Source organism: Streptococcus sp. SP1 (genome assembly GCF_030440005.1).
Classification (GTDB): domain Bacteria; phylum Bacillota; class Bacilli; order Lactobacillales; family Streptococcaceae; genus Streptococcus; species Streptococcus parasanguinis.
The window spans coordinates 31,758-53,874 of the sequence record NZ_JAQFJJ010000011.1 but is presented as its reverse complement, the minus strand read 5'-3'; the positions used below and the strand labels follow the sequence as shown (position 1 = coordinate 53,874).

The 22,117-nt window shown below is 41.5% G+C and carries 16 protein-coding genes; all 16 read left to right on the top strand.

The annotated features are described in order from the left end of the window. Positions 1 to 199 precede the first annotated feature (199 nt). The 16 genes from PCY07_RS06925 (at position 200) to nadE (ending at position 22,097) form a co-directional block, all read left to right on the top strand. On the top strand, positions 200 to 4,513 hold the full coding sequence (locus tag PCY07_RS06925; RefSeq protein WP_301355787.1) for a S8 family serine peptidase: 4,314 nt from the start codon (positions 200 to 202) through the stop codon (positions 4,511 to 4,513). Between the two features lie 510 nt (positions 4,514 to 5,023). After that, the gene (gene glyQ / locus PCY07_RS06920) at positions 5,024 to 5,941 is read left to right on the top strand and encodes a glycine--tRNA ligase subunit alpha (RefSeq protein ID WP_151190970.1); all 918 of its coding nucleotides are present in this window, start codon (positions 5,024 to 5,026) and stop codon (positions 5,939 to 5,941) included. Between the two features lie 207 nt (positions 5,942 to 6,148). Further along, positions 6,149 to 8,185 carry a glycine--tRNA ligase subunit beta gene (gene glyS / locus PCY07_RS06915; RefSeq protein WP_301355785.1) on the top strand — a complete coding sequence of 679 codons (2,037 nt, stop codon included), beginning with the start codon at positions 6,149 to 6,151 and terminating at the stop codon, positions 8,183 to 8,185. Positions 8,186 to 8,218: 33 nt separating this feature from the next. Next, positions 8,219 to 8,476, top strand: a complete 258-nt coding sequence (locus PCY07_RS06910) for a DUF896 family protein (RefSeq protein WP_003010384.1) — start codon at positions 8,219 to 8,221, stop codon at positions 8,474 to 8,476. A gap of 163 nt (positions 8,477 to 8,639) precedes the next feature. Continuing rightward, on the top strand, positions 8,640 to 10,022 hold the full coding sequence (locus PCY07_RS06905; protein WP_301355783.1) for an amino acid permease: 1,383 nt from the start codon (positions 8,640 to 8,642) through the stop codon (positions 10,020 to 10,022). 590 nt (positions 10,023 to 10,612) lie between these two features. Continuing rightward, positions 10,613 to 11,563, top strand: coding sequence for a 16S rRNA (cytosine(1402)-N(4))-methyltransferase RsmH (gene rsmH / locus PCY07_RS06900; RefSeq protein WP_049498837.1), 951 nt, complete (start codon positions 10,613 to 10,615; stop codon positions 11,561 to 11,563). Between the two features lie 11 nt (positions 11,564 to 11,574). Next, positions 11,575 to 11,910: a cell division protein FtsL gene (gene ftsL, locus PCY07_RS06895; RefSeq protein ID WP_003014937.1), complete on the top strand. Its 336-nt coding sequence runs from the start codon at positions 11,575 to 11,577 to the stop codon at positions 11,908 to 11,910. Then, complete coding sequence (gene pbp2X, locus PCY07_RS06890) at positions 11,903 to 14,185, top strand: penicillin-binding protein PBP2X (RefSeq protein WP_049498838.1); 2,283 nt, start codon at positions 11,903 to 11,905, stop codon at positions 14,183 to 14,185. Before ftsL ends, pbp2X begins: the two co-directional genes overlap by 8 nt. A gap of 1 nt (position 14,186) precedes the next feature. Continuing rightward, a complete protein-coding gene (gene mraY / locus PCY07_RS06885) occupies positions 14,187 to 15,179 on the top strand; it encodes a phospho-N-acetylmuramoyl-pentapeptide-transferase (RefSeq protein WP_003010371.1) in 993 nt (330 codons plus the stop codon). 134 nt (positions 15,180 to 15,313) lie between these two features. After that, a complete protein-coding gene (locus PCY07_RS06880) occupies positions 15,314 to 16,657 on the top strand; it encodes a DEAD/DEAH box helicase (protein ID WP_037608303.1) in 1,344 nt (447 codons plus the stop codon). A gap of 196 nt (positions 16,658 to 16,853) precedes the next feature. Continuing rightward, on the top strand, positions 16,854 to 17,654 hold the full coding sequence (locus PCY07_RS06875) for an amino acid ABC transporter permease (protein WP_049498839.1): 801 nt from the start codon (positions 16,854 to 16,856) through the stop codon (positions 17,652 to 17,654). Next, positions 17,654 to 18,397, top strand: a complete 744-nt coding sequence (locus tag PCY07_RS06870; protein WP_049498840.1) for an amino acid ABC transporter ATP-binding protein — start codon at positions 17,654 to 17,656, stop codon at positions 18,395 to 18,397. The genes PCY07_RS06875 and PCY07_RS06870 overlap by 1 nt, the downstream gene beginning before the upstream one ends. Before the next feature lie 81 nt (positions 18,398 to 18,478). Continuing rightward, a complete protein-coding gene (locus PCY07_RS06865; protein WP_003003995.1) occupies positions 18,479 to 18,706 on the top strand; it encodes a DUF4059 family protein in 228 nt (75 codons plus the stop codon). Between the two features lie 58 nt (positions 18,707 to 18,764). Further along, positions 18,765 to 19,676: a thioredoxin-disulfide reductase gene (trxB, locus tag PCY07_RS06860; RefSeq protein ID WP_049498841.1), complete on the top strand. Its 912-nt coding sequence runs from the start codon at positions 18,765 to 18,767 to the stop codon at positions 19,674 to 19,676. A 139-nt stretch (positions 19,677 to 19,815) separates the two neighbouring features. Next, complete coding sequence (locus PCY07_RS06855; RefSeq protein ID WP_049498842.1) at positions 19,816 to 21,276, top strand: nicotinate phosphoribosyltransferase; 1,461 nt, start codon at positions 19,816 to 19,818, stop codon at positions 21,274 to 21,276. Beyond that, on the top strand, positions 21,273 to 22,097 hold the full coding sequence (gene nadE / locus PCY07_RS06850) for an ammonia-dependent NAD(+) synthetase (protein WP_049498843.1): 825 nt from the start codon (positions 21,273 to 21,275) through the stop codon (positions 22,095 to 22,097). The genes PCY07_RS06855 and nadE overlap by 4 nt, the downstream gene beginning before the upstream one ends. Positions 22,098 to 22,117 lie beyond the last annotated feature (20 nt).

Below are 22,117 nucleotides of genomic sequence, written 5' to 3'. Positions count from 1 at the left end.
AGTTGTGAAAAAGTTTTCAAATAAAAAAACAGACGTACTATAATACTTAGTTACTATTGCTCGGAATATAACGAATAAAAATAAATTAATAGTTAGTAATGTATGTAAATATTACAATTGTGTTACAATTCATTTTTGAATGAATTTTCAGATAATTTTGCGTTATAATAGTTACTATTAAAATAAAAGGGGAGTTTCTATGAATAGACAAGAGCGTTTTTCATTAAGGAAATACAAATTTGGTGTAGCCTCAGTTTTATTAGGGGCTGTTTTGGTATTTGGATCTGCACAAGCGAGTGCAGAAGAACAAACAGCGGGTCAAACGAGCGCTGGGACACAGCTTGTAGCAAACAGTCAACAGGCACCGACTGAGGTAGAACATTCACAAGGTGCAGAGGTTCCTAAAGAGGCAACGGTTGCTCTACAAACAAAACCGGAAGAAGCATCAAATCCAGTAGAAAAAGCTACAGAAGTGGCTACTCCGACAAGTTCGGAAACAACTGAGCGCCATGATGCAACTGACAAACCTCAAAGCATCGAAAGTGATGAAATTATTACTGTTCCACAAACCTGGAAGCAAGGCTACAAAGGGGAAGGGATGGTTGTCGCCGTCATCGATTCTGGCTTGGATGTGAACCACGAGGTTCTTCGTATTACAGATTCTTCAAAAGCCAAGTTTAAAAATCAAGAAGAAATAGAAGCTGCTAAGAAAGCGGCAGGAATTGATTATGGTAAATGGTATAACGACAAAGTCGTATATGCCTATGATTACTTTGACGGTACTGACAATATCAAAGAGGCTGAAAGAGATTCTCACGGGATGCACGTTACAGGGATCGCAACGGGGAATCCTGATAAAGAAGCAGGAAACGGAGAGAAGATCTATGGTGTGGCACCAGAAGCGCAAGTTATGTTTATGCGTGTCTTTTCGGATCGTCAAAAAACAACTGGTTCTGCTCTTTATGTAAAAGCGATTGATGATGCTGTAGCCCTTGGTGCAGATGCCATCAATATGAGTCTTGGATCCTCTACTGGTTCTATGGTCAATGCAGGTTCGGATATCATTGATGCGATTAAACGAGCTCGTGCTAAAGGTGTATCTGTCTTGATCTCTGCGGGGAATAGTAATACTTTTGGGAATGGATATTCAAGACCGTCTGCAGAAAATCCTGATTACGGTTTGGTAGGAAATCCTTCAACAGTAGAGGACTCTATCTCTGTTGCTTCTATCAATAACAAAATTATTACGACAGAAGTTTTTGAAGTCAAAGGGTTGGAAGGTAATGCGGATGTAGATAACGGTAAGTTTGACTACAGTAAGTCTGCAACAGATACTGATTTTGAAAAAGGTAAAGAATATGAATATGTAGCTGTTGGACTTGGGAAAGAAGAAGATTTCAAAGATCTAGATCTTACTGGTAAATTAGCACTGATCCAACGTGGAGAAATCCCATTTACAGAAAAAATTGCTAATGCCCTCCATCATGGTGCAGTAGGTGCCCTGGTTTACAATAATGTAGAAGGTTCTAATCTTGGTATGTCGATTGATGGAGATGCTAAGAAAATTCCATCTGTCTTCATTTCAAAACGCTATGGAGAAGCTCTTAAAGCTGGATCTTACAAAGTTGTCTTTAACAATACCATGGCCAATCGTCCATCTCCCGAGGCAGATCAATTGTCTGATTTCTCAAGCTGGGGAGTGACAACAGATGGTCAGTTGAAACCAGATGTCACAGCACCTGGTGGGAACATCTTCTCTTCTTTGAATGACAATACCTACGGAGATATGAGTGGTACTAGTATGGCCTCTCCTCACGTGGCGGGTGTTGCAGCCTTGGTAAAAGAATACCTTGTGAAGAACCATCCAGAATTGACTCCAGAACAAGTTTCTGCAACTGTCAAGGCCTTGATTATGTCTACGGCTAAACCACATATTAACAAAGAAACCGGTGTCTATACGTCTCCACGCCAACAAGGAGCAGGGGTTGTCGACACAGCAGCTGCCGTTTCAACAGACTTGTATGTTACTGGTGAAAACAACTACCCAAGTGTTACTCTTGGAAATGTCGGAGATAGCTTTACCTTTGATGTCACTGTCCACAATATTTCAGATACCGATCGTACCTTGAAAATGTTGGTTAATACTGACACAGATGAAGTGAAAGATGGTAAATTTACCCTCCGTCCACGTAAATTGACTGAAACAGCTTGGCCTGAAGTAACTGTGAAAGCTCATAGCTCTGAAACGGTTACGGTGAAAGTCGATACAAGTAAATTCACAGAAGAATTGAGCAAAGAAATGCCGAACGGCTATTTCCTTGAAGGATTTGTTCGCTTTGTTGATCCGGCTGATGATGGAGATGTGGTCAGCTTGCCATTTATGGGCTTCAAGGGAGAATTCCAAAACCTTCCCGCTGTTGAAAAGCCAGTCTATGATTTGGTTCGCGAAGGAAAAGATGGATTCTACTACCATATTCCAAAAGATTTGAATATCTCTTCTAGTGCGAATGTTTCTGCGCTCGTCACTCAGCAAAATGACTTCCTTCTCACTCAAGGAAAACGAGATGGTCGTCGGATTACAGTCCTTGGTATTGACGAAAATGCAGAAGGAACTCACACCCTTCAACTAGATGAAAACGGAAATGTTCGCATTGCCATTTCACCAAATGAAGATGGAAATAAAGATTTCGTCGAATACAAGACAGTTGCCCTTAGAAACATTGAAAACCTTCGTGCAACTGTTTATGCAGCAAGTGATACGGAACATAAAAATCCATTGTGGGAAGGAACTCCATCTGACCATCGTAAGAACTTCTTCAACGGTGACCAAAAGAACCCACGCAGCTACACATTAGATAATACTGCTTGGAATGGTATTGATGCGAATGGGAATGCAGTAGCAGATGGTCTATATGATTATGTCATCCGTTACACCCCAATGGTTCCTGGAGCTGAGGAGCAATCAACGACCTTCAAGGTTCGGGTTGATACTCAAAAACCAGTGATCACATCTGGCTATATTCGCTTTAAAGACGGAGCACAACAGTTTGTAGCACGTAAAGCCAAAGATGTTGGCGATGGTGGTATCTTAACTGAAAAACTCGTCTATGTGACTCCATTTGATGATCAGGGGACAATGGTCCAAACCAGTGAAGATAAGAATGGTACTCGTGCGCTTGAAAATTACCATGTGATCAAGGCCAATGCAGATGGTAGCTTCGATCTTCCTGAAAACATCGATAAGAAGAATATCTACTACTACGTAGAGGACTTTGCGGGGAATGTAGACTATGTTTCACTAGCTGATTTAGTTCGGGATCAAAATAGTGGTCGGGTTCAAATTTCTGTTCGTGATGCTAAAACGAACAAAGATTTGGATACTATGTATGTTTACCGAATCAAAGATAGCAATGGTCAATATGTATCAGTTGACAAGACAAAAGATATTAACTTCTTGAACTTTGGTCATTACACTGCAGAAATCTTTACTTATGATCGTACAGAAGTGAAATTTGTCAGCAGCTTGACGCAAGAATTTGATTTAACAGAAGATAATAGTTTCCAAACGATCGCTTTTCTTGCCAATACTTTAGAATATGCACCAGTTAGCATCAGCTTTGATCAACCGGTTTCAAAAGCAGCTACGATCGTATTGAAAGGGGCAGATGGTGGAAACTTTGTCTTGCCTGCTGAAAAATATGGAAAGAATGGTTTTGGAAAATCTGTCGCAACTGGTCAATATACCTTGGTCGCAACCCTTCCTACAGGTTATGAACTAGCTGAGGAAGCACCAGTGATCTCAGTTGTCGCAGGGCGCAATAACAATTATCGTATTGGAGTGATCTCAAAAGTGGATCTCTTGGCTGCTTTGAACAACCAAGCAGTTGTTACAAAGACAGCTCAATACTTCAATGCGAGTGCGGATAAGAAAGAAGCTTATGATCAAGCCTTGCAAGCTGCCCAAGCAGCCTTGACCAACAAGGTCAGTCAAGAGCAAGTCAACCAAGCAATAGCTAGTCTTGAAGCTGCTAGCCAAGCTTTGGATGGGAAAGATTCAAACGTTGCGGCTTTGAAAGAAGCCATGCAAGCTTATGATGCTACGACTAAAACGGGTCGTTATGCTAATGCCAAAGAAAAAGTACGTCGCGACTACGACCGCGCTTTCCAAACAGTGGCCTTGCTTGCAGTTGATCCAACTGTGAAACAAGAACAAATCAATCAAGCACTTGCTGAGCTTAGCCGTGCGGAAGGAAAATTAAACGGGAAAGCAACTGATTTTTCAAGCCTTGAAAAATACATCAAGGAAGAATTGAAATTCCAAGAAAAGAATGCTAAATTCATCTATGCTGGAAATAAAGAAAAAGAAGCTTACCTAGTGGCTTTCAAGGATGCACAAACCATCCTTTCAAATCCAGGAGCAAGCCAACAAGATGTAAAAGATGCTTTGACAGCCTTGAAAAATGCCAAGAAAAAACTTCATGGTAAAAAACCAAAAGCTGCAAGACGTCCATAAGAAAAACAAAATAGTTTGTTAGCCTAGAATCCATCTGAAACATTTGTTTCAGATGGATTTTTATTTACAAGTACCTAAAAATTTGCTATAATACTGACAAGAAAGAAGGGCTTATGGCGTTTTTCTAGCGAACTTGGGATAGTGAAAGCCAAGTAGAGCAAAGTAGGCAAGTGGCGCTTTCTATCAGCAAATAGCTGAAGACAAACAGATAAAATGAAGTAATAAATTAGGGTGGAACCGCGTTTCTGACGCCCCTAGGTCACAGACTTAGGAGTGAAAACACGGTTCTTTTTGTATTCTGAGTTACAAGAAACTTTATGAATAAGGAGTAAAATATGTCCAAAAAATTGACTTTCCACTGCGTCAGTGGCAGAGAACTCCTTACAGTCGGACTGCCACACGCTCAGCACTAGGGTGCCTGAGCTAGACGCAGTACTAACTCGTCTTGCTTCGTGTAATCGACGAGGCAGACTCGTGTCGCAAGAAATCATTTAAATCAAGGAGTATTTAATGTCTAAGAAATTAACCTTTCAAGAAATTATTTTGACTTTGCAACAATACTGGAATGACCAGGGTTGTATGCTCATGCAGGCTTATGATAACGAGAAGGGTGCGGGGACAATGAGTCCATATACCTTCCTTCGTGCCATTGGTCCTGAGCCATGGAATGCGGCTTATGTAGAGCCATCTCGTCGTCCAGCTGATGGGCGTTACGGAGAAAACCCAAACCGTCTTTACCAACACCATCAATTCCAAGTGGTGATGAAACCATCACCATCAAACATCCAAGAGCTCTACCTTGAGTCATTGGAAAAATTGGGGATCAATCCTTTGGAACACGATATCCGTTTCGTTGAAGATAACTGGGAAAACCCATCAACTGGTTCAGCTGGTCTAGGTTGGGAAGTTTGGTTGGACGGTATGGAAATCACTCAGTTCACCTACTTCCAACAAGTTGGTGGATTGGCAACTGGTCCGGTAACTTCTGAGGTCACTTACGGATTAGAACGTTTGGCTTCTTACATCCAAGAAGTCGATTCTGTTTACGATATTGAGTGGGCTCCAGGCGTTAAATACGGAGAAATCTTCCTTCAACCAGAATATGAACACTCAAAATACAGCTTTGAAGTTTCTGACCAAGATATGCTTCTTGAAAACTTTGAAAAATTTGAAAAAGAAGCAGGGCGTGCTTTGGAATTAGGCCTTGTTCACCCAGCCTATGACTACGTTTTGAAATGTTCACATACCTTCAACTTGCTTGACGCTCGTGGAGCAGTATCCGTTACAGAACGTGCCGGTTATATTGCCCGCATCCGTAACTTGGCCCGTGTCGTAGCCAAAACCTTCGTCGCAGAACGTAAGAAACTCGGTTACCCACTTCTTGACGAAGCCACACGCGCTCAACTCCTAGCAGAAGAGGAAGAATAAAGAGAGTATATTAAATAGGATTTGGTTATAGAGGAATCCTACAGAACCAGTTGCCGCAGTGATAGAGGTATCGTTAGAGAAACTAACGATACCAGGCAAAATTGGAGACCTTAGGCTCCGATTTTAGTAATGAAACGACGCAGTCGGTTGCTTGCGTGCCAATCACATAAGGCAAACTGGAAAAAAGATATTTTTCGGAGAAAAAACATGACAAAAAACTTACTAGTAGAACTTGGACTTGAAGAGTTACCAGCCTACGTTGTCACACCAAGTGAAAAACAACTCGGTGAGAAAATGGCAGCCTTCTTGGATGACAATCGTCTTTCATACGAAAGCATTCAAACCTTCTCAACACCACGCCGTTTGGCCGTCCGTGTCATTGGCTTGGCTGATCAACAATCGGATTTGACTGAAGATTTTAAAGGACCTTCTAAGAAAATCGCCTTGGATGCTGATGGAAACTTCTCAAAAGCAGCGCAAGGCTTTGTCCGTGGAAAAGGCTTGACTGTAGATGACATCGAATTCCGTGAAGTTAAGGGTGAAGAATACGTTTACGTGACGAAACATGAAGCTGGAAAACCTGCTAAAGAAGTATTGGCTGGCGTTCCAGAAGTACTTGCTTCATTGACCTTCCCTGTTAGCATGCACTGGGCTAACAACACCTTTGAATACATTCGCCCAGTTCACACCTTGATCGTTCTTTTGGGCGACGAAGCGCTTGACCTTGATTTCTTGGATATCCAGTCAGGTCGTGTGAGTCGTGGCCACCGTTTCCTTGGACATGAAGTGGAAATTACCAATGCGGATTCTTATGAAGAAGACCTTCGCACGGTTTACGTGATTGCGGATAGCCAAGAACGTGAAAACATGATCCGTGAGCAAATCAAGGCCATCGAAGCAGAACAAGGTGTTCAAGTTCAAATCGAAGAAGGACTTTTGAACGAAGTCTTGAACTTGGTCGAATACCCAACTGCCTTTATGGGAAGTTTTGACACTAAATATTTGGATGTTCCAGAAGAAGTCTTGGTGACCTCAATGGAAACGCACCAACGGTACTTTGTTGTACGTGACCTTGATGGTAATCTCAAACCAAACTTTATCTCCGTCCGTAATGGGAACGCTGAGCACTTGGAAAATGTTATCCGAGGAAATGAAAAAGTCTTGGTGGCGCGTCTTGAAGATGGTGAATTCTTCTGGCGTGAAGACCAAAAACTTAAGATTGAAGACCAGGTTGCTAAATTGGCTCACGTGACTTTCCATGAAAAAATCGGTTCCCTTTCAGAACACATGGCCCGTGCTGGTGTCATTGCAGCTTCCTTGGCTGAGCAAGCTGGTTTGACTGCTGAAGAAACGGCAGCCGTCGCTCGTGCAGCTGAAATCTACAAATTTGACCTCTTGACGGGTATGGTCGGAGAGTTCGATGAATTGCAAGGAATTATGGGTGAAAAATACGCCCTCCTTGCTGGTGAAGATGCTGCGGTTGCGACAGCTATCCGTGAGCACTACCTTCCTGATTCAGCAGACGGAGCCCTTCCAGAGACTAAGGTTGGTGCCATTCTTGCCCTTGCAGATAAATTGGATACCCTTCTTTCCTTCTTCTCAGTTGGCTTGATTCCATCAGGTTCCAATGACCCTTATGCACTTCGTCGTGCAACACAAGGGATTGTTCGTATCTTGGATGCCTTTGGTTGGCATATCCCTATGGATGAGTTGATTGACAGCCTTTACGGTCTGTCGTTTGATAGTCTTTCTTATGACAATCAAACAGAAGTGCTCAACTTCATCAAGGCGCGTGTGGACAAGATGATGGGACGCACACCAAAAGATATCAAAGACGCTGTGCTTGCTGGTTCAAACTTTGTCGTGGCTGATATGCTGGAAGCAGCTGAAGCTCTTTCAGAAGCTGCGAAGACTGATGGTTACAAGGCAGCTGTTGAATCACTCTCACGTGCCTTTAACTTGGCAGAAAAAGCAGATGCTTCAGTAGCAGTCGATGCCAGTCTCTTTGAAAACGATCAAGAAAAAGCCCTTTCTAAAGCGATTGAAGAGCTTGAATTGACAGGTTCAGCTAGCGACAAATTGGCTCAACTCTTTGCTCTTAGCCCAGTCATTGATGCTTTCTTTGACAATACCATGGTGATGGCAGAAGATGAGGCTGTTAAAAACAACCGTTTGGCCCTTCTTGCAGGCCTTGTAGCGAAAGCTAATGCTGTCGCAGCCTTTAATCAATTGAACACAAAATAATGACCTGATGACAGGTAGAAAGTAGGTTTTATTATGACACCTGAAAAAATCGCTCGTATCAATGAGCTTGCTAAAAAGAAAAAAACAGAAGGTTTGACACCAGAAGAAACAGTGGAACAAGCAAAACTTCGTGAAGAATACATTGAAGGTTATCGTCGTTCGGTTCGTCACCACATTGAAGGTATTAAAATTGTGGATGAAGAAGGAAATGATGTAACACCTGAGAAACTACGCCAAGTGCAACGTGAAAAAGGTTTGCATGGCCGTAGCCTCGATGACCCTAATTCATAAGCAAAAGAGTGCTGGAAGAGACTCCAGCACTCTTTTGTATCTTTAAAATTCAGAATATTCTGGACTAGATTGACCAATTTTTAAAAACATGGTATAGTAGATTGTGTGAAAATTTGAAGTATACTTTTCTGAAAATGTACAGAAAAAGAATTGGAGTAATCATATGTCAAAAAAACATCATCCTGGTGAAGAAACCGAAAATGGGATGGTTCGTGGTCTGCAAAATCGGCATGTTCAGCTGATCGCTATTGCAGGAACCATCGGGACAGGACTCTTTCTTGGAGCCGGTCGTTCCCTTTCTTTGACAGGTCCTTCTATTATTTTAGTCTATATGCTGACTGGCGCCTTCATGTACTTGATGATGCGGGCAATCGGAGAAATGCTCTATATGGACCCTGATCAACACACCTTTATCAACTTTATCACCAAGTATATAGGAAAAGGTTGGGGTTATTTTTCAGGATGGTCCTATTGGGTCTCCTTGGTATTTTTGGGAATGGCAGAGATTACCGCTGTTTCCAACTATGTCCAGCTTTGGTTTCCAAATTGGCCAGCCTGGCAGATTCAAATTATCTTTTTAGCGCTTTTAAGTTGTGTAAACTTGATCGCTGTGAAGGTTTTTGGAGAGGTTGAATTCTGGTTTGGAATGATCAAGATTGTCACTATTTTAGCCTTGATCGCAACAGGAATCTTTATGGTGACGACGAATTTTGAAACACCAGCTGGACACGCTAGCTTAAGTAACATTACCAATGGTTTTCAAATGTTTCCAAATGGTTGGGTCAAGTTCGTCATGGCCTTCCAAATGGTCTTCTTTGCTTACCAAGCAATCGAATTTGTTGGAATTACTACTTCTGAAACAGCTAATCCCCGACAAGTATTGCCAAAAGCTATTAAAGAAATTCCAATCCGGATTGTAATCTTTTATGTAGGAGCTTTGTTGGCGATTATGGCTATTTTCCCTTGGCAACAGCTTCCTGTCAATATGTCACCGTTTGTAACGGTCTTTCAGATGGTTGGAATCAAGTGGGCAGCAGGATTGATTAATTTTGTTGTACTGACAGCTGCTGCATCTTCCTTGAATTCCACCCTCTATTCAACAGGGCGTCACTTGTACCAGATTGCAAAGGAAACACCAAACAGTAAAGTGATGAATCGTTTGAAACTGAATAGCTTATCTCGTATGGGGATTCCAAGTCGCGCGATTATTTTTTCTGCGATTGTGGTTGCTGTTTCTGCCTTTATCAATGTGTTGCCAGGTGTCTCAGATGCCTTTGCCTTGATTACGGCATCTTCTTCTGGTGTCTACATTGCTATTTACATTTTGACCATGCTTGCCCATCTTAAGTACCGTAAATCGAAAGAATTTATGCCAGATGGTTTTGTCATGCCAGCCTATAAAGTGTTGAATCCATTGACCATTGTTTTCTTCCTCTTTGTATTCGTTTGTCTCTTCTTGCAAGAATCAACATACATTGGAGCGATTGGAGCAACCATCTGGATCATTCTTTTTGGGATCTACAGCAATTGGAAACATAATAAATAAACAGCAGGAGGCTGGGACAAAAGTCCTAGCCTCTCAATTGTCTTTGGATTGTTGAGCAAGACGCAGTGGTTGAGTGGGCTCTACTACGCTGATTTCATCAGCTTTTACAGCCCTACTCAACTGTGCGAAGGTGGGACGACGAAATCGAATTCTAACGAATGACCGATTTCTGTCCCACTCTCTTTACTATTTCAGAGCTCGGTTACTTCTTTTAAGGAATTTCTTGGAGGAAACAAAAGAAAAACAGAGATGGAAGAAATTACTTTTCTTCCATCTCTGTTTTTTGTCCGTGAATAGCTTTTTTAAGCCACCAAAGTGAGCCAACTAGGATCAGGGCAGCAAGCCAAAAAATCCAAGCCTCAATAGTGGTTAGAAAAAAGTAGAGAGCGATAGCATCGACCAATAAAAGTGGGATGAGAGTCTGTTTACTTAGTTTCATATGAATATTGTATCATAAATTGTAGAGGAAACAAGTAAAATCAAGCTTTTCAGGGATCTTTTGTATGATTGTAAAAGATCAGAAAGGATTCGTTCGTGTTATTTTCTTCAGGAGTGCATCTTGCTCCTATTTATGGTAAAATGGTAAAGATATGAGTAAAGAATTTCATCATGTAACGGTTTTGCTTCATGAAACGATCGATATGCTGGATGTTAAGCCAGATGGGATCTATGTAGATGCCACATTGGGTGGGGCAGGCCACAGCGAATATTTGTTAACAAAATTAAATGAATCGGGCCATCTTTATGCCTTTGACCAAGATCAGCATGCGATTGAGAATGCTAAGATTCGTTTAGCTCCATTCATCGAAAAAGGCATGGTGACCTTCATTAAGGATAACTTTCGTCATTTAAAGGAACGTCTAAACGAATTGGGTGTGACTGAAATTGATGGAATCTGTTATGACCTAGGTGTGTCTAGTCCTCAGTTGGATGAACGGGAACGCGGATTTTCTTACAAGAAAGATGCGCCGTTAGACATGCGGATGAATCAAGAAGCTTCCTTGACAGCCTATGAAGTCGTTAATAGCTACGATTACCATGCTCTAGTCCGTATTTTTTTCAAATATGGAGAGGACAAATTTTCCAAGCAAATTGCGCGGAAAATTGAGCAAGCACGAGCAATTAAACCGATTGAAACAACGACTGAATTAGCAGAGATTATTAAATCTGCTAAACCAGCTAAGGAGCTCAAGAAAAAGGGCCATCCTGCTAAACAGATTTTCCAAGCCATTCGTATCGAAGTCAATGATGAACTGGGAGCTGCAGATGAATCGATTCAGCAAGCCATGGATTTGTTGGCCCTCGATGGTCGTATTTCTGTGATTACCTTTCATTCGTTAGAGGATCGATTGACCAAACAATTGTTTAAAGAAGCTTCGACGGTTGAGGTTCCAAAGGGACTTCCCTTTATTCCAGATGATTTGAAACCAAAGATGGAGTTGGTCAACCGGAAACCTATTTTGCCAAGTGATGAAGAGCTTGAGGGAAATAATCGATCCCATTCAGCAAAATTACGGGTTGCTCGAAAAATACACAAGTAAGAGGAATTGATATGGCAGCAAGAGATGAGAGAACAAGAACACAGCTACTGCAAGACCGCTTTCGCCGTTTCTCTAGAGTAGAAAAGGCTTTTTATGGGTCGATTGTCCTAACAGCTGTGATTTTAGCCATTAGTATCGTCTTTATGCAGACACGAATTTTACAAGTACAGAGTGAGTTGACTGATTTGAATACGGAACTAGAAGCCAAAAAGACGGAATTGGCAGATGTTCGTCAAGAGGTCAATGAATTAACACGTTATGACCGCTTATCACAGTTGGCTAGCTCCCAAGGAATGAAGCTGCAAAAAGAAAATCGAAAAACAGTGAGTGCAAGTAGTGATGAATAAATTTAAAAAATTTTTAATCAGGTATTCGATAAAGAAACGTCGCTTGCCGGATCAGAATCGAAAACAAGTTGGGAAAAATCTCAGTGTACTGGCGATTTTCCTCTTTTTTCTCTTTCTGATTAATTTTGCAATGATTATTGGAACTGACAAAAAATTCGGTGTGACCTTATCGGATCAAGCAAAAAAAGTCCATGAGCAGACGGTTATTGTTCCTGCAAAACGTGGAACGATCTATGACCGAAATGGAGCAGTAATTGCTGAAGATGCTACGACCTATAACGTTTATGCTGTTATTGATAAAAAGTACAAATCAGCAACCGGAAAAATCCTCTATGTAGAAGAGAGCCAATTTAAAAAAGTAGCAGAAATCTTTAAGCAGTACTTAGGGATGGATGAGGATTACGTCATTAAGCAATTGTCGCAAAAGAAATTGAAACAGGTTTCTTTTGGATCGAACGGAAACGGCATTACTTATAGTAATATGACAGCTATCCGTGAGGCCATGGAAGCAGCGAAGATTGAAGGGGTTTCCTTTACAACTAGTCCAAATCGAAGCTATAAAAATGGAGTTTTCGCCTCTCAATTTATAGGGCAGGCCTCTCTTCAAGAAGATAAAGAGGGAAATAAAACCTTGAAGGGGCAATCAGGGATGGAGAAATCCCTCGATCGTATTCTCGCTGGTCAAAATGGGGTTATCACCTATGACAAAGACCGAAACGGGAATATCGTTCCTGGTTCAGATAAGGTTTCTGTCAAAACAGAAGATGGAAAAGATGTCTATACGACCATTTCAGCAGAATTACAAACCTACCTTGAGACGCGAATGGATGTTTTCCAAGAAAAAGTAAAAGGAAAGTATGTTAGTGCGACTCTTGTGAGTGCAAAAACTGGAGAAATCCTGGCTACAACGCAACGTCCATCCTATAATGCGGATACCAAACAAGGGTTGGATCTGAAAAACTTGAAAACCTGGAATACCATCCTTTATCAAGATCAATATGAACCGGGTTCAACGATGAAGGTCATGTTATTAGCTTCGGCGATTGATCATGGAACTTTCCCAGCCTATAATGAAGTATACTACAGTAACGAACTACAAGTAAAAGATGCGACGATCCGTGACTGGGATGTCAATATGGGGCTGGCTGAAGGTCGCTATATGAATATCGCACAGGGCTTTGCCTATTCTAGTAATATTGGGATGACCAAGCTAGAGCAGAAGATGGGAAATAACGTCTGGATGAATTACCTCCACCGCTTCAAATTTGGTCTCCCTACCCGTTTTGGCATGGGCGATGAGAGTTTTGGAAGCCTTCCGGGTGATAACTATGTTACTCAAGCTATGTCTGCCTTTGGTCAAGGGATTTCCGTCAGTCAAACTCAAATGTTACGGGCCTTTAGTGCCATCGCTAATGATGGACAAATGTTGGAGCCGAAGTTTATTAGTGCTATTTACGATAAAAAATCAGACACAGCCCGCAAATCAAAAAAAGAAGTTGTTGGAAAACCAGTTTCAGGATCAGCTGCACAACAGACACGGAACTATATGATCACCGTCGGAACAGATCCAGAGTATGGAACCTTGTACAGCGATGGACCCATCATTCAGGTACCAGGTCAAATCGTTGCGGTGAAATCAGGGACTGCCCAAATGGCGACAGATCAAGGATACTTGCAAGGAGAAAATGATTATATCAACTCGGTTGTAGCCATGACACCTGCAGAAGATCCTGAATTCATTATGTATGTGACGGTCCAACAACCAGAAGTGAAATTCTCAGCGACCAGCTGGGAAGAGCTGGTCAATCCTATTTTGGAAGATGCAGTTGCTTTAAAAGACGATTTGCATCTAACCTCAGAGGCACCAACGTTGGATGATGTGACCAAAGAAACGACCTACAAAATCCCTTCAGTAGAAACTCTCTCTAAGGAGTTGAATCTGAAACAAAATCTGAGCCCAGGTGCTTATTCAGAGGAATTGCGTCGCAATTTGGTGCAACCAATTGTCCTAGGAACTGGGAAAAATATCCGCAAGATGTCTGTGGATGTAGGCTCTAAAGTCAAAGCCAATCAGCAAGTATTGTTATTGACAGAAGACTTTGATGCGGTTCCAGATATGTATGGTTGGACTAAGAAAAATGCAGACATCTTTGGAGAATGGACTGGAATTGAGATTACCTATAAAGGTAGTGGAAAGAAAGTAACTAAACAAAGTGTCAAAATGAACACCTCACTCAATAAAACTAAAAAGATTACGTTAACATTAGGAGACTAAGATGTATATTGCTACGATCCTTGTATCGTTTCTATTAACAGTGGCTGCTATTCCAGCCTTTATTCGATTTTACCATCGTGCTCATATTTCTGGGCAACAAATGCACGAAGATGTGAAACAACACAAAGCGAAAGCTGGCACTCCGACAATGGGTGGAGTTGTATTTCTCATTACAGCCGTTCTAGTTAGTTTTGTCGTTACCGTATTGACTGGAAATTTCACGCGCCCTGTTCAACTGATTCTATTTATCTTGATTCTTTATGGAATTGTTGGATTTTTGGATGACTTTTTAAAAGTTTTTCGTAAGATTAATGAAGGTCTTAACCCAAAACAAAAATTGGCCCTTCAACTTGTTGGTGGAATCATCTTCTATATTTTTTCTGAACGCCACGGTGCAGGAAGCCTTTTGAATGTTTTCGGATATGAACTTTACTTGGGCCATTTCTACATTCTCTTTGCTTTATTTTGGTTGGTTGGTTTCTCAAATGCTGTCAATTTGACAGATGGGATCGATGGATTAGCCAGCATCTCCGTTGCCATTAGCCTGAGTGCCTATTCCTTTATTGCCTATATGCAAGGGAAATGGGACATTCTCTTTGTCACCTTGAGTATGATTGGGGCCTTGCTAGGATTCTTTGTCTTCAACCACAAGCCGGCTAAAATCTTTATGGGAGATGTCGGTAGTCTAGCTCTTGGAGGGATGCTTGCAGCCTTGTCAATGGCTTTGCATGTCGAGTGGACGCTGCTCCTGATTGGTCTGGTCTATGTCATTGAAACAGGTTCTGTGATGCTACAAGTGACCTATTTCAAATGGACCAAGAAACGTTACGGGGAAGGACGTCGGATTTTCCGAATGACTCCTTTCCACCATCATTTAGAACTGGGTGGCCTTTCTGGCAATGGGCAAAACTGGTCAGAATGGAAAGTGGATGCCTTTATGTGGAGCATTGCCTTGGTGACAAGTGTCGTGACTCTAGTCCTTCTCTACCTATAAAACGACGGTGGGCTTGCCCATCGTTTTTTTGCTGACTCAGAGAGACTTCGCTGGTTAGGAAAAATGACCCATAAGAGAGGCAAGAAGACAGCTTTTCTGATATAATAATAGAGATCATGAAAGGAACTGAGAAAATGAAATTTACAGAGTTTAATTTTAAGCCCTATATTCAAGAGGCACTGAAAGAAATCAATTTTAGAGAAGCAACCGAAGTACAGGAAAAACTAATTCCGATTGTCCTAGCTGGAAATGATTTGGTAGGAGAGTCAAAGACAGGTTCTGGGAAAACCCATACTTTCCTCTTGCCGATTTTTCAAACCTTAAATGAAGACAGCCAACAAGTAGAAGCGGTCATCACGGCTCCTAGTCGGGAGTTGGCGACGCAAATTTACCAAGCTGCTCGTCAAATCGCTAGTCATTCTGAAAAAGAGATTCGGATTGTAAATTATGTTGGAGGAACGGATAAAAGCCGTCAGATTGAAAAACTGCAGGTCAAACAACCACATATCGTGATTGGAACTCCAGGCCGGATTTATGATCTGGTTGCATCGGGTGATCTGGCTATTCATAAGGCCCATACTTTTGTGGTGGATGAGGCAGATATGACACTGGACATGGGATTCTTGTCTACTGTGGATAAGATTGCTTCAAGTCTTCCGCAACAACTGCAATTTTTAGTTTTTTCAGCCACCATTCCGCAAAAATTGCAGCCTTTCTTGAAAAAATATCTCTCAAACCCAGTCATGGAGCAAATTAAGACTAAGACGGTGATTTCAGATACCATCGATAATTGGCTGGTTTCCACCAAGGGTCGGGATAAAAATGAGCAAATTTACCAATTGACCAAGACCTTGCAACCTTATTTGGCCATGATTTTCGTTAATACCAAAACGAGAGCAGATGATCTCCATGCCTATTTAGTGGCTCAGGGATTGAAAGTGGCGAAGATTCACGGAGATATCCCACCACGTGAACGGAAACGGATCATGAATCAGGTTAAAAATCTAGATTTTGAGTATATTGTGGCCACAGATTTAGCGGCTCGTGGAATTGATATCGAAGGGGTGAGTCATGTCATCAACGATGCTATTCCACAAGATCTTTCCTTCTTTGTTCACCGTGTTGGCCGGACAGGGCGCAATGGTCTACCAGGTGTCGCTATTACTCTTTATCAACCGAGTGATGATTCAGATATCCGTGAACTAGAAAAAATGGGAATTCGTTTCGTACCTAAAGTCTTGAAAAATGGGGTTATTGAAGATACTTATGATCGGGACAGACGGGCCAATCGTGAGAAAAAGCAAGAGAAACTCGACATCGAAATGATTGGTCTGGTGAAGAAGAAAAAGAAAAAAATCAAACCAGGCTACAAGAAAAAAATCAAATGGGCAGTTGATGAAAAGCGGAGAAAAGCTAAGCGAGCTGAAAACCGTGCGCGTGGTCGGGCCGAACGAAAGGCCAAACGTCAAACTTTCTAACCCCTTCTTTCAAATGTTCAGAAGAAAACATAGATTTTCTTTATGAACTCCATAAAGAAAAACTATTAGGAACTTGTCTAAAATTATGATAGACTAAATTTGAGTAGTCTATCATTTTTCTATTTCTGTAGCAATTTTTGGAATTCCGATAGTGAATGTGATAGAATGTTTATGTTCGAGAAAGGAAGTAACAAAAATGTTTACAACTAATCTTTTAACTGCCAACTGGTATGCTGACTTTTTAAAACACGTTCCAGATAGCAAGCTGTTTAGTTTGAGAGCCGTATTGGATGCATTTCCGGCTGTCATAGGGAAATTGCCTGTGACGATTTTATTAGCCCTAGGAGGCGCATTTTTTGGGATTATTTTTGCCATGATTTTTGCTCTGGTCAAAATTAATCGTGTACGAATTCTTTACCCGATTCAAGCTGTTTTTGTCAGTTTTTTACGGGGGACTCCTTTGTTGGTTCAGTTGATGTTGACCTATTATGGGATTCCTCTTATTTTAAAAGCGATCAATCAGTCTTATGGAACAGCTTTTAATATTAATGCCATTCCAGCTGAGTTATTTGCAATTGTGGCTCTTGCCTTTAATGAGGCGGCTTATGCGAGTGAGACCATCCGAGCAGCCATTTTATCAGTGGATCCTGGTGAAATTGAGGCAGCGCGTAGTCTTGGGATGACCAACCGTCAAGTTTATCGCCGGATTATTATTCCCAATGCAGCAGTCGTTGCAACTCCTACTTTAATCAACTCTCTCATCGGCTTAACCAAGGGAACCTCGCTAGCCTTTAGTGCCAGTGTGGTTGAAATTTTTGCCCAAGCACGGATTATTGGGGGGAGCGATTTGAAGTACTTTGAACGCTTTATCACGGTATCGATTGTTTACTGGATTGTGAACATTCTCATTGAAATACTAGGCCGTCACATTGAACGTCGACTGGATATTGAGACTCCCGTAGCAATTGATTTACCAGATCAGGAGGTCCGTATCTAATGATTTATATTTCAGAATTATCAAAGACATTTTCAGGTCAAAAGGTTTTAAATAATCTAAGTTTGGAAATTCAAAAAGGGGAAGTCGTGGCCCTAATCGGGTCTTCAGGAGCTGGTAAATCTACCTTCTTACGCAGTTTAAACTATTTGGAAGCACCAGATAGCGGTAGAATTAAGATTGAGGATTTCGAAGTTGATTTTGAACACATTAGCCAAGATCAAATCTTAACCTTAAGAAGAAAATTGGCCATGGTGTTCCAGCAGTTTAATTTGTTTGGTAGAAAAACAGCTCTCGAAAATGTGAAAGAAGGGCTCATTGTTGTGAAGGGCTTATCCGATCAAGAAGCAACGAAAATTGCTCGAGAAGAACTAGCAAAAGTCGGTTTATCGGATCGTGAAAATCACTATCCTCGTCACCTCTCAGGTGGACAAAAACAACGGGTGGCTTTGGCCCGTGCTTTGGCCATGAAACCAGAAGTTCTTTTGCTGGATGAACCGACTTCAGCCTTGGATCCAGAATTGGTTGGAGAAGTTGAAAAATCCATTGCCAATGCTGCAAAATCAGGACAAACCATGGTACTGGTCAGCCATGATATGTCTTTTGTAGCGCAAGTAGCAGATAAGGTCCTATTTTTGGATAAAGGACGGATTATTGAATCTGGAACACCAGAGGAAATCATGCAACATCCAAAAGAAGAACGGACAAAAGAATTCTTTGCTAGTTACAAACGGACCTATGTTTGATATAATAGAGGAGAGGTAAGACTCAGCTGGCGATGCTAGCTGGGTTTGTTTTCTGAAAATGTAAAAATATTTGGAGTCGTGATGTTAAATAAATTATTGTCCTTATATTTACAAAGTTTAGTGACGACAACGATTTTAGTTGGGATCGCTTCTTGTATTTGGATTGGCTACCGTGCCCTTAAGAAGAAAGATAAAACAGCCAAGCAACGACAAGCCCATTTGTATGATATCCTCTTAATTGATATCATGACGATTCCTATTTTAACCTTTGCGGTCATAGGGATTTTGTTTATCTTTCAAGCACGATAATTGCAAAAAGACCGTGTTAGAATTATAATGGTTACAACAAAACAGAAAGAGGTTTAGTATGTTTGATACAGTGATTATTGGAGCAGGTCCTGCAGGGATGACTGCTGCCCTTTATGCAGCACGAAGCAATTTAAAGGTCGCATTGATTGAGAGAGGAATTCCAGGTGGTCAAATGAACAATACGTCTGACATCGAAAACTATCCTGGCTATGCGAATATTAGTGGCCCAGATTTGGCTGAAAAAATGTTTGAGCCTTTAGAAAATCTTGGCGTGGAACATTTGTTTGGTCAGGTAGAGCGCGTCGAAGACCTCGGAGTAACCAAAAAGATTGTCACAGATGATGGGGAATTTGAAGCTAAAACCGTGGTGATTGCAACAGGGTCTAACCACCGTTCATTGAATGTCCCTGGTGAAGAGGAGCTGAATAGTAGAGGGGTTTCCTACTGTGCTGTTTGTGATGGAGCTTTCTTTAGAGATGAGGATCTCTTGGTCGTTGGTGGCGGCGATTCTGCGGTAGAAGAAGCTGTCTTTTTGACTCAGTTTGCAAAAACAGTGACGATTGCTCACCGAAGAGACCAGCTTCGTGCCCAAAAAGTTCTTCAAGATCGTGCCTTTGCTAATGATAAAATTCACTTTGCTTGGAATACGGTTGTTGAAGAAATTAAGGGTGAACAAAAAGTAACGTCTGTCCTTTTAAAAGATGTGAAGACAGGAGAGGTTAGAGAGCAAGCCTTCGGTGGTGTCTTTATCTATGTCGGTTTAGATCCTGTCAGTGATTTTGCGACAGAACTTGGTATTTTAGATGAAAATGGCTGGGTGATCACGGATGATCATATGAGAACCACAGTCCCAGGTATTTTTGCGGTTGGCGATGTTCGTCAAAAAGATCTACGTCAAGTGACGACAGCCGTCGGAGACGGTGCGATTGCTGGCCAAGAAGTTTATAAATATATCACAGAAAACTTTTAATCCAAAAAAATCTGAGCTTCCTGTCTCAGATTTTTTTCATGCTTTCCTTTCAGTATTCAATAGGGCTGAAATATGCTATAATGGTACTAATTTTATGGTAGGAATTCATAGAACAAATCTATAAAAAAGAGGTATACATATGTATCCAGATGACAGTTTAACTTTGCATACTGATTTATACCAAATCAATATGATGCAGGTCTATTTTGATCAAGGTATCCACAATAAACATGCCGTATTTGAAGTCTATTTTCGTCAACAGCCTTTTAAAAACGGCTACGCAGTATTTGCTGGCTTAGAGAGAATTGTGAGATACTTGGAAAACTTGAGTTTTTCTGAGAGCGATATTGCCTATTTAGAGTCACTTGGTTATCATGGGGCCTTCTTGGAATATCTCCGTGATCTCAAGCTGGAACTGACGGTACGCTCGGCTCAAGAAGGAGACTTAGTCTTTGCCAACGAACCAATTGTTCAGGTAGAGGGCCCTCTAGCCCAGTGTCAATTGGTGGAAACAGCTCTCTTGAATATCGTCAACTTTCAAACCTTGATTGCCACAAAAGCTGCTCGTATTCGTTCAGTCATTGAAGATGAGCCTTTGATGGAATTTGGAACCCGTCGTGCGCAAGAAATGGATGCGGCCATTTGGGGAACTCGTGCGGCAGTCATCGGAGGTGCCAATGGAACTAGTAATGTACGTGCAGGTAAGCTCTTTGGAATCCCAGTTTTAGGAACTCATGCCCATTCTCTTGTACAGGTTTATGGAAATGACTACCAGGCCTTTAGGGCTTATGCGGAAACCCATAAAGATTGTGTTTTCCTCGTCGATACTTATGATACCCTGCGTATTGGGGTCCCTGCTGCTATTCAGGTAGCGCGTGAAATGGGAGATAAAATCAATTTCCTAGGCGTCCGGATTGACTCAGGAGATATTGCCTATATTTCTAAAAAGGTCCGCCAGCAATTAGATGAGGCTGGGTTTACAAATGCTAAAATCTACGCTTCTAATGACTTGGATGAAAATACCATCCTCAACTTAAAAATGCAAAAAGCAAAAATTGATGTTTGGGGTGTAGGAACCAAGTTAATTACAGCTTACGATCAACCAGCGCTTGGAGCGGTATACAAAATTGTTTCTGTTGAAAATGATAAAGGAGAGATGATCAATACCATCAAGCTTTCCAATAATGCCGAGAAAGTTTCTACTCCAGGTAAAAAGCAAGTCTGGCGGATTACGAGCCGTGAAAAAGGTAAGTCAGAAGGAGACTACATCACTTATGATGGAGTAGATGTTTCACAACTGACAGAACTTAAAATGTTCCATCCAACTTATACCTACATTAATAAAACAGTTCGAAACTTTGAGGCCATTCCTCTTTTAGTGGATATTTTTAAAGAGGGTCAATTGGTTTATCAATTGCCAACATTATCAGAAATTCAAGAATATGCTCGTAAAAATTACGATCAATTATGGGATGAATACAAGCGTGTCCTCAATCCACAGCATTACCCAGTTGACTTGGCCAAAGATATTTGGCAGGATAAGATGGATCTGATCGAGGAAATGCGTAATAAGGCCAATGGAGAAGGAGAAGCAAAATGAGTTTGCAAGAAGAGATTATCCAACAATTGGGTGTCAAGCCTAGCATTGATCCTCAGGAAGAGATTCGCCGCTCGGTTGATTTCTTAAAAAGATATCTAAAGAAGCATCCCTTCTTGAAAACATTTGTATTAGGGATCTCAGGAGGACAAGATTCAACTCTTGCTGGACGATTAGCTCAATTGGCCATGGAAGAAATGCGCGCAGAAACAGGAGATGCCTCCTATCAATTTATTGCCGTTCGTCTTCCTTATGGGGTACAGGCAGATGAAGCAGATGCACAAAAAGCATTGGCCTTTATCCAGCCGGATGTTAGCCTGGTTGTGAATATCAAGGAGTCTGCTGACGAAATGGTACGAGCAGTAGAAGCGACTGGAACAGAGGTTTCTGATTTTAACAAAGGCAATATTAAGGCTCGCAGTCGTATGATTGCTCAATATGTTCTAGCTGGAGCACGTAGCGGTGCGGTGATTGGGACGGACCATGCTGCAGAAAATATTACTGGTTTCTTCACAAAATTTGGAGATGGTGGTGCAGATATTTTGCCCCTTTTCCGTTTGAATAAACGCCAAGGAAAACAATTGCTTAAGGCCTTAGGAGCCGATCCTGCTCTTTATGAGAAAATCCCAACAGCAGATTTGGAAGAAGAAAAACCAGGAATAGCAGATGAAGTAGCGCTGGGTGTCACCTATAATGAAATCGATGATTACCTAGAAGGCAAACAAGTGAGCCCAGAAGCTCAAGCCACTATTGAAAAATGGTGGTACAAAGGCCAACACAAACGCCACTTGCCAATCACAGTATTTGATCATTTCTGGGAGTAAAAAGGTCCAGTGGACCTTTT

Excerpts from the sequence above, each read along its gene's own strand:
- PCY07_RS06925 (WP_301355787.1), top strand. The coding sequence starts at position 200 with ATGAATAGACAAGAGCGTTTTTCATTAAGGAAATACAAATTTGGTGTA.
- PCY07_RS06870 (WP_049498840.1), top strand. The coding sequence starts at position 17,654 with ATGATTTATATTTCAGAATTATCAAAGACATTTTCAGGTCAAAAGGTT.
- trxB (WP_049498841.1), top strand. The coding sequence starts at position 18,765 with ATGTTTGATACAGTGATTATTGGAGCAGGTCCTGCAGGGATGACTGCT.
- glyS (WP_301355785.1), top strand. The coding sequence starts at position 6,149 with ATGACAAAAAACTTACTAGTAGAACTTGGACTTGAAGAGTTACCAGCC.
- mraY (WP_003010371.1), top strand. The coding sequence starts at position 14,187 with ATGTATATTGCTACGATCCTTGTATCGTTTCTATTAACAGTGGCTGCT.
- PCY07_RS06910 (WP_003010384.1), top strand. The coding sequence starts at position 8,219 with ATGACACCTGAAAAAATCGCTCGTATCAATGAGCTTGCTAAAAAGAAA.
- PCY07_RS06880 (WP_037608303.1), top strand. The coding sequence starts at position 15,314 with ATGAAATTTACAGAGTTTAATTTTAAGCCCTATATTCAAGAGGCACTG.
- nadE (WP_049498843.1), top strand. The coding sequence starts at position 21,273 with ATGAGTTTGCAAGAAGAGATTATCCAACAATTGGGTGTCAAGCCTAGC.
- glyQ (WP_151190970.1), top strand. The coding sequence starts at position 5,024 with ATGTCTAAGAAATTAACCTTTCAAGAAATTATTTTGACTTTGCAACAA.
- PCY07_RS06865 (WP_003003995.1), top strand. The coding sequence starts at position 18,479 with ATGTTAAATAAATTATTGTCCTTATATTTACAAAGTTTAGTGACGACA.
- pbp2X (WP_049498838.1), top strand. The coding sequence starts at position 11,903 with ATGAATAAATTTAAAAAATTTTTAATCAGGTATTCGATAAAGAAACGT.
- ftsL (WP_003014937.1), top strand. The coding sequence starts at position 11,575 with ATGGCAGCAAGAGATGAGAGAACAAGAACACAGCTACTGCAAGACCGC.
- PCY07_RS06855 (WP_049498842.1), top strand. The coding sequence starts at position 19,816 with ATGTATCCAGATGACAGTTTAACTTTGCATACTGATTTATACCAAATC.
- PCY07_RS06875 (WP_049498839.1), top strand. The coding sequence starts at position 16,854 with ATGTTTACAACTAATCTTTTAACTGCCAACTGGTATGCTGACTTTTTA.
- rsmH (WP_049498837.1), top strand. The coding sequence starts at position 10,613 with ATGAGTAAAGAATTTCATCATGTAACGGTTTTGCTTCATGAAACGATC.
- PCY07_RS06905 (WP_301355783.1), top strand. The coding sequence starts at position 8,640 with ATGTCAAAAAAACATCATCCTGGTGAAGAAACCGAAAATGGGATGGTT.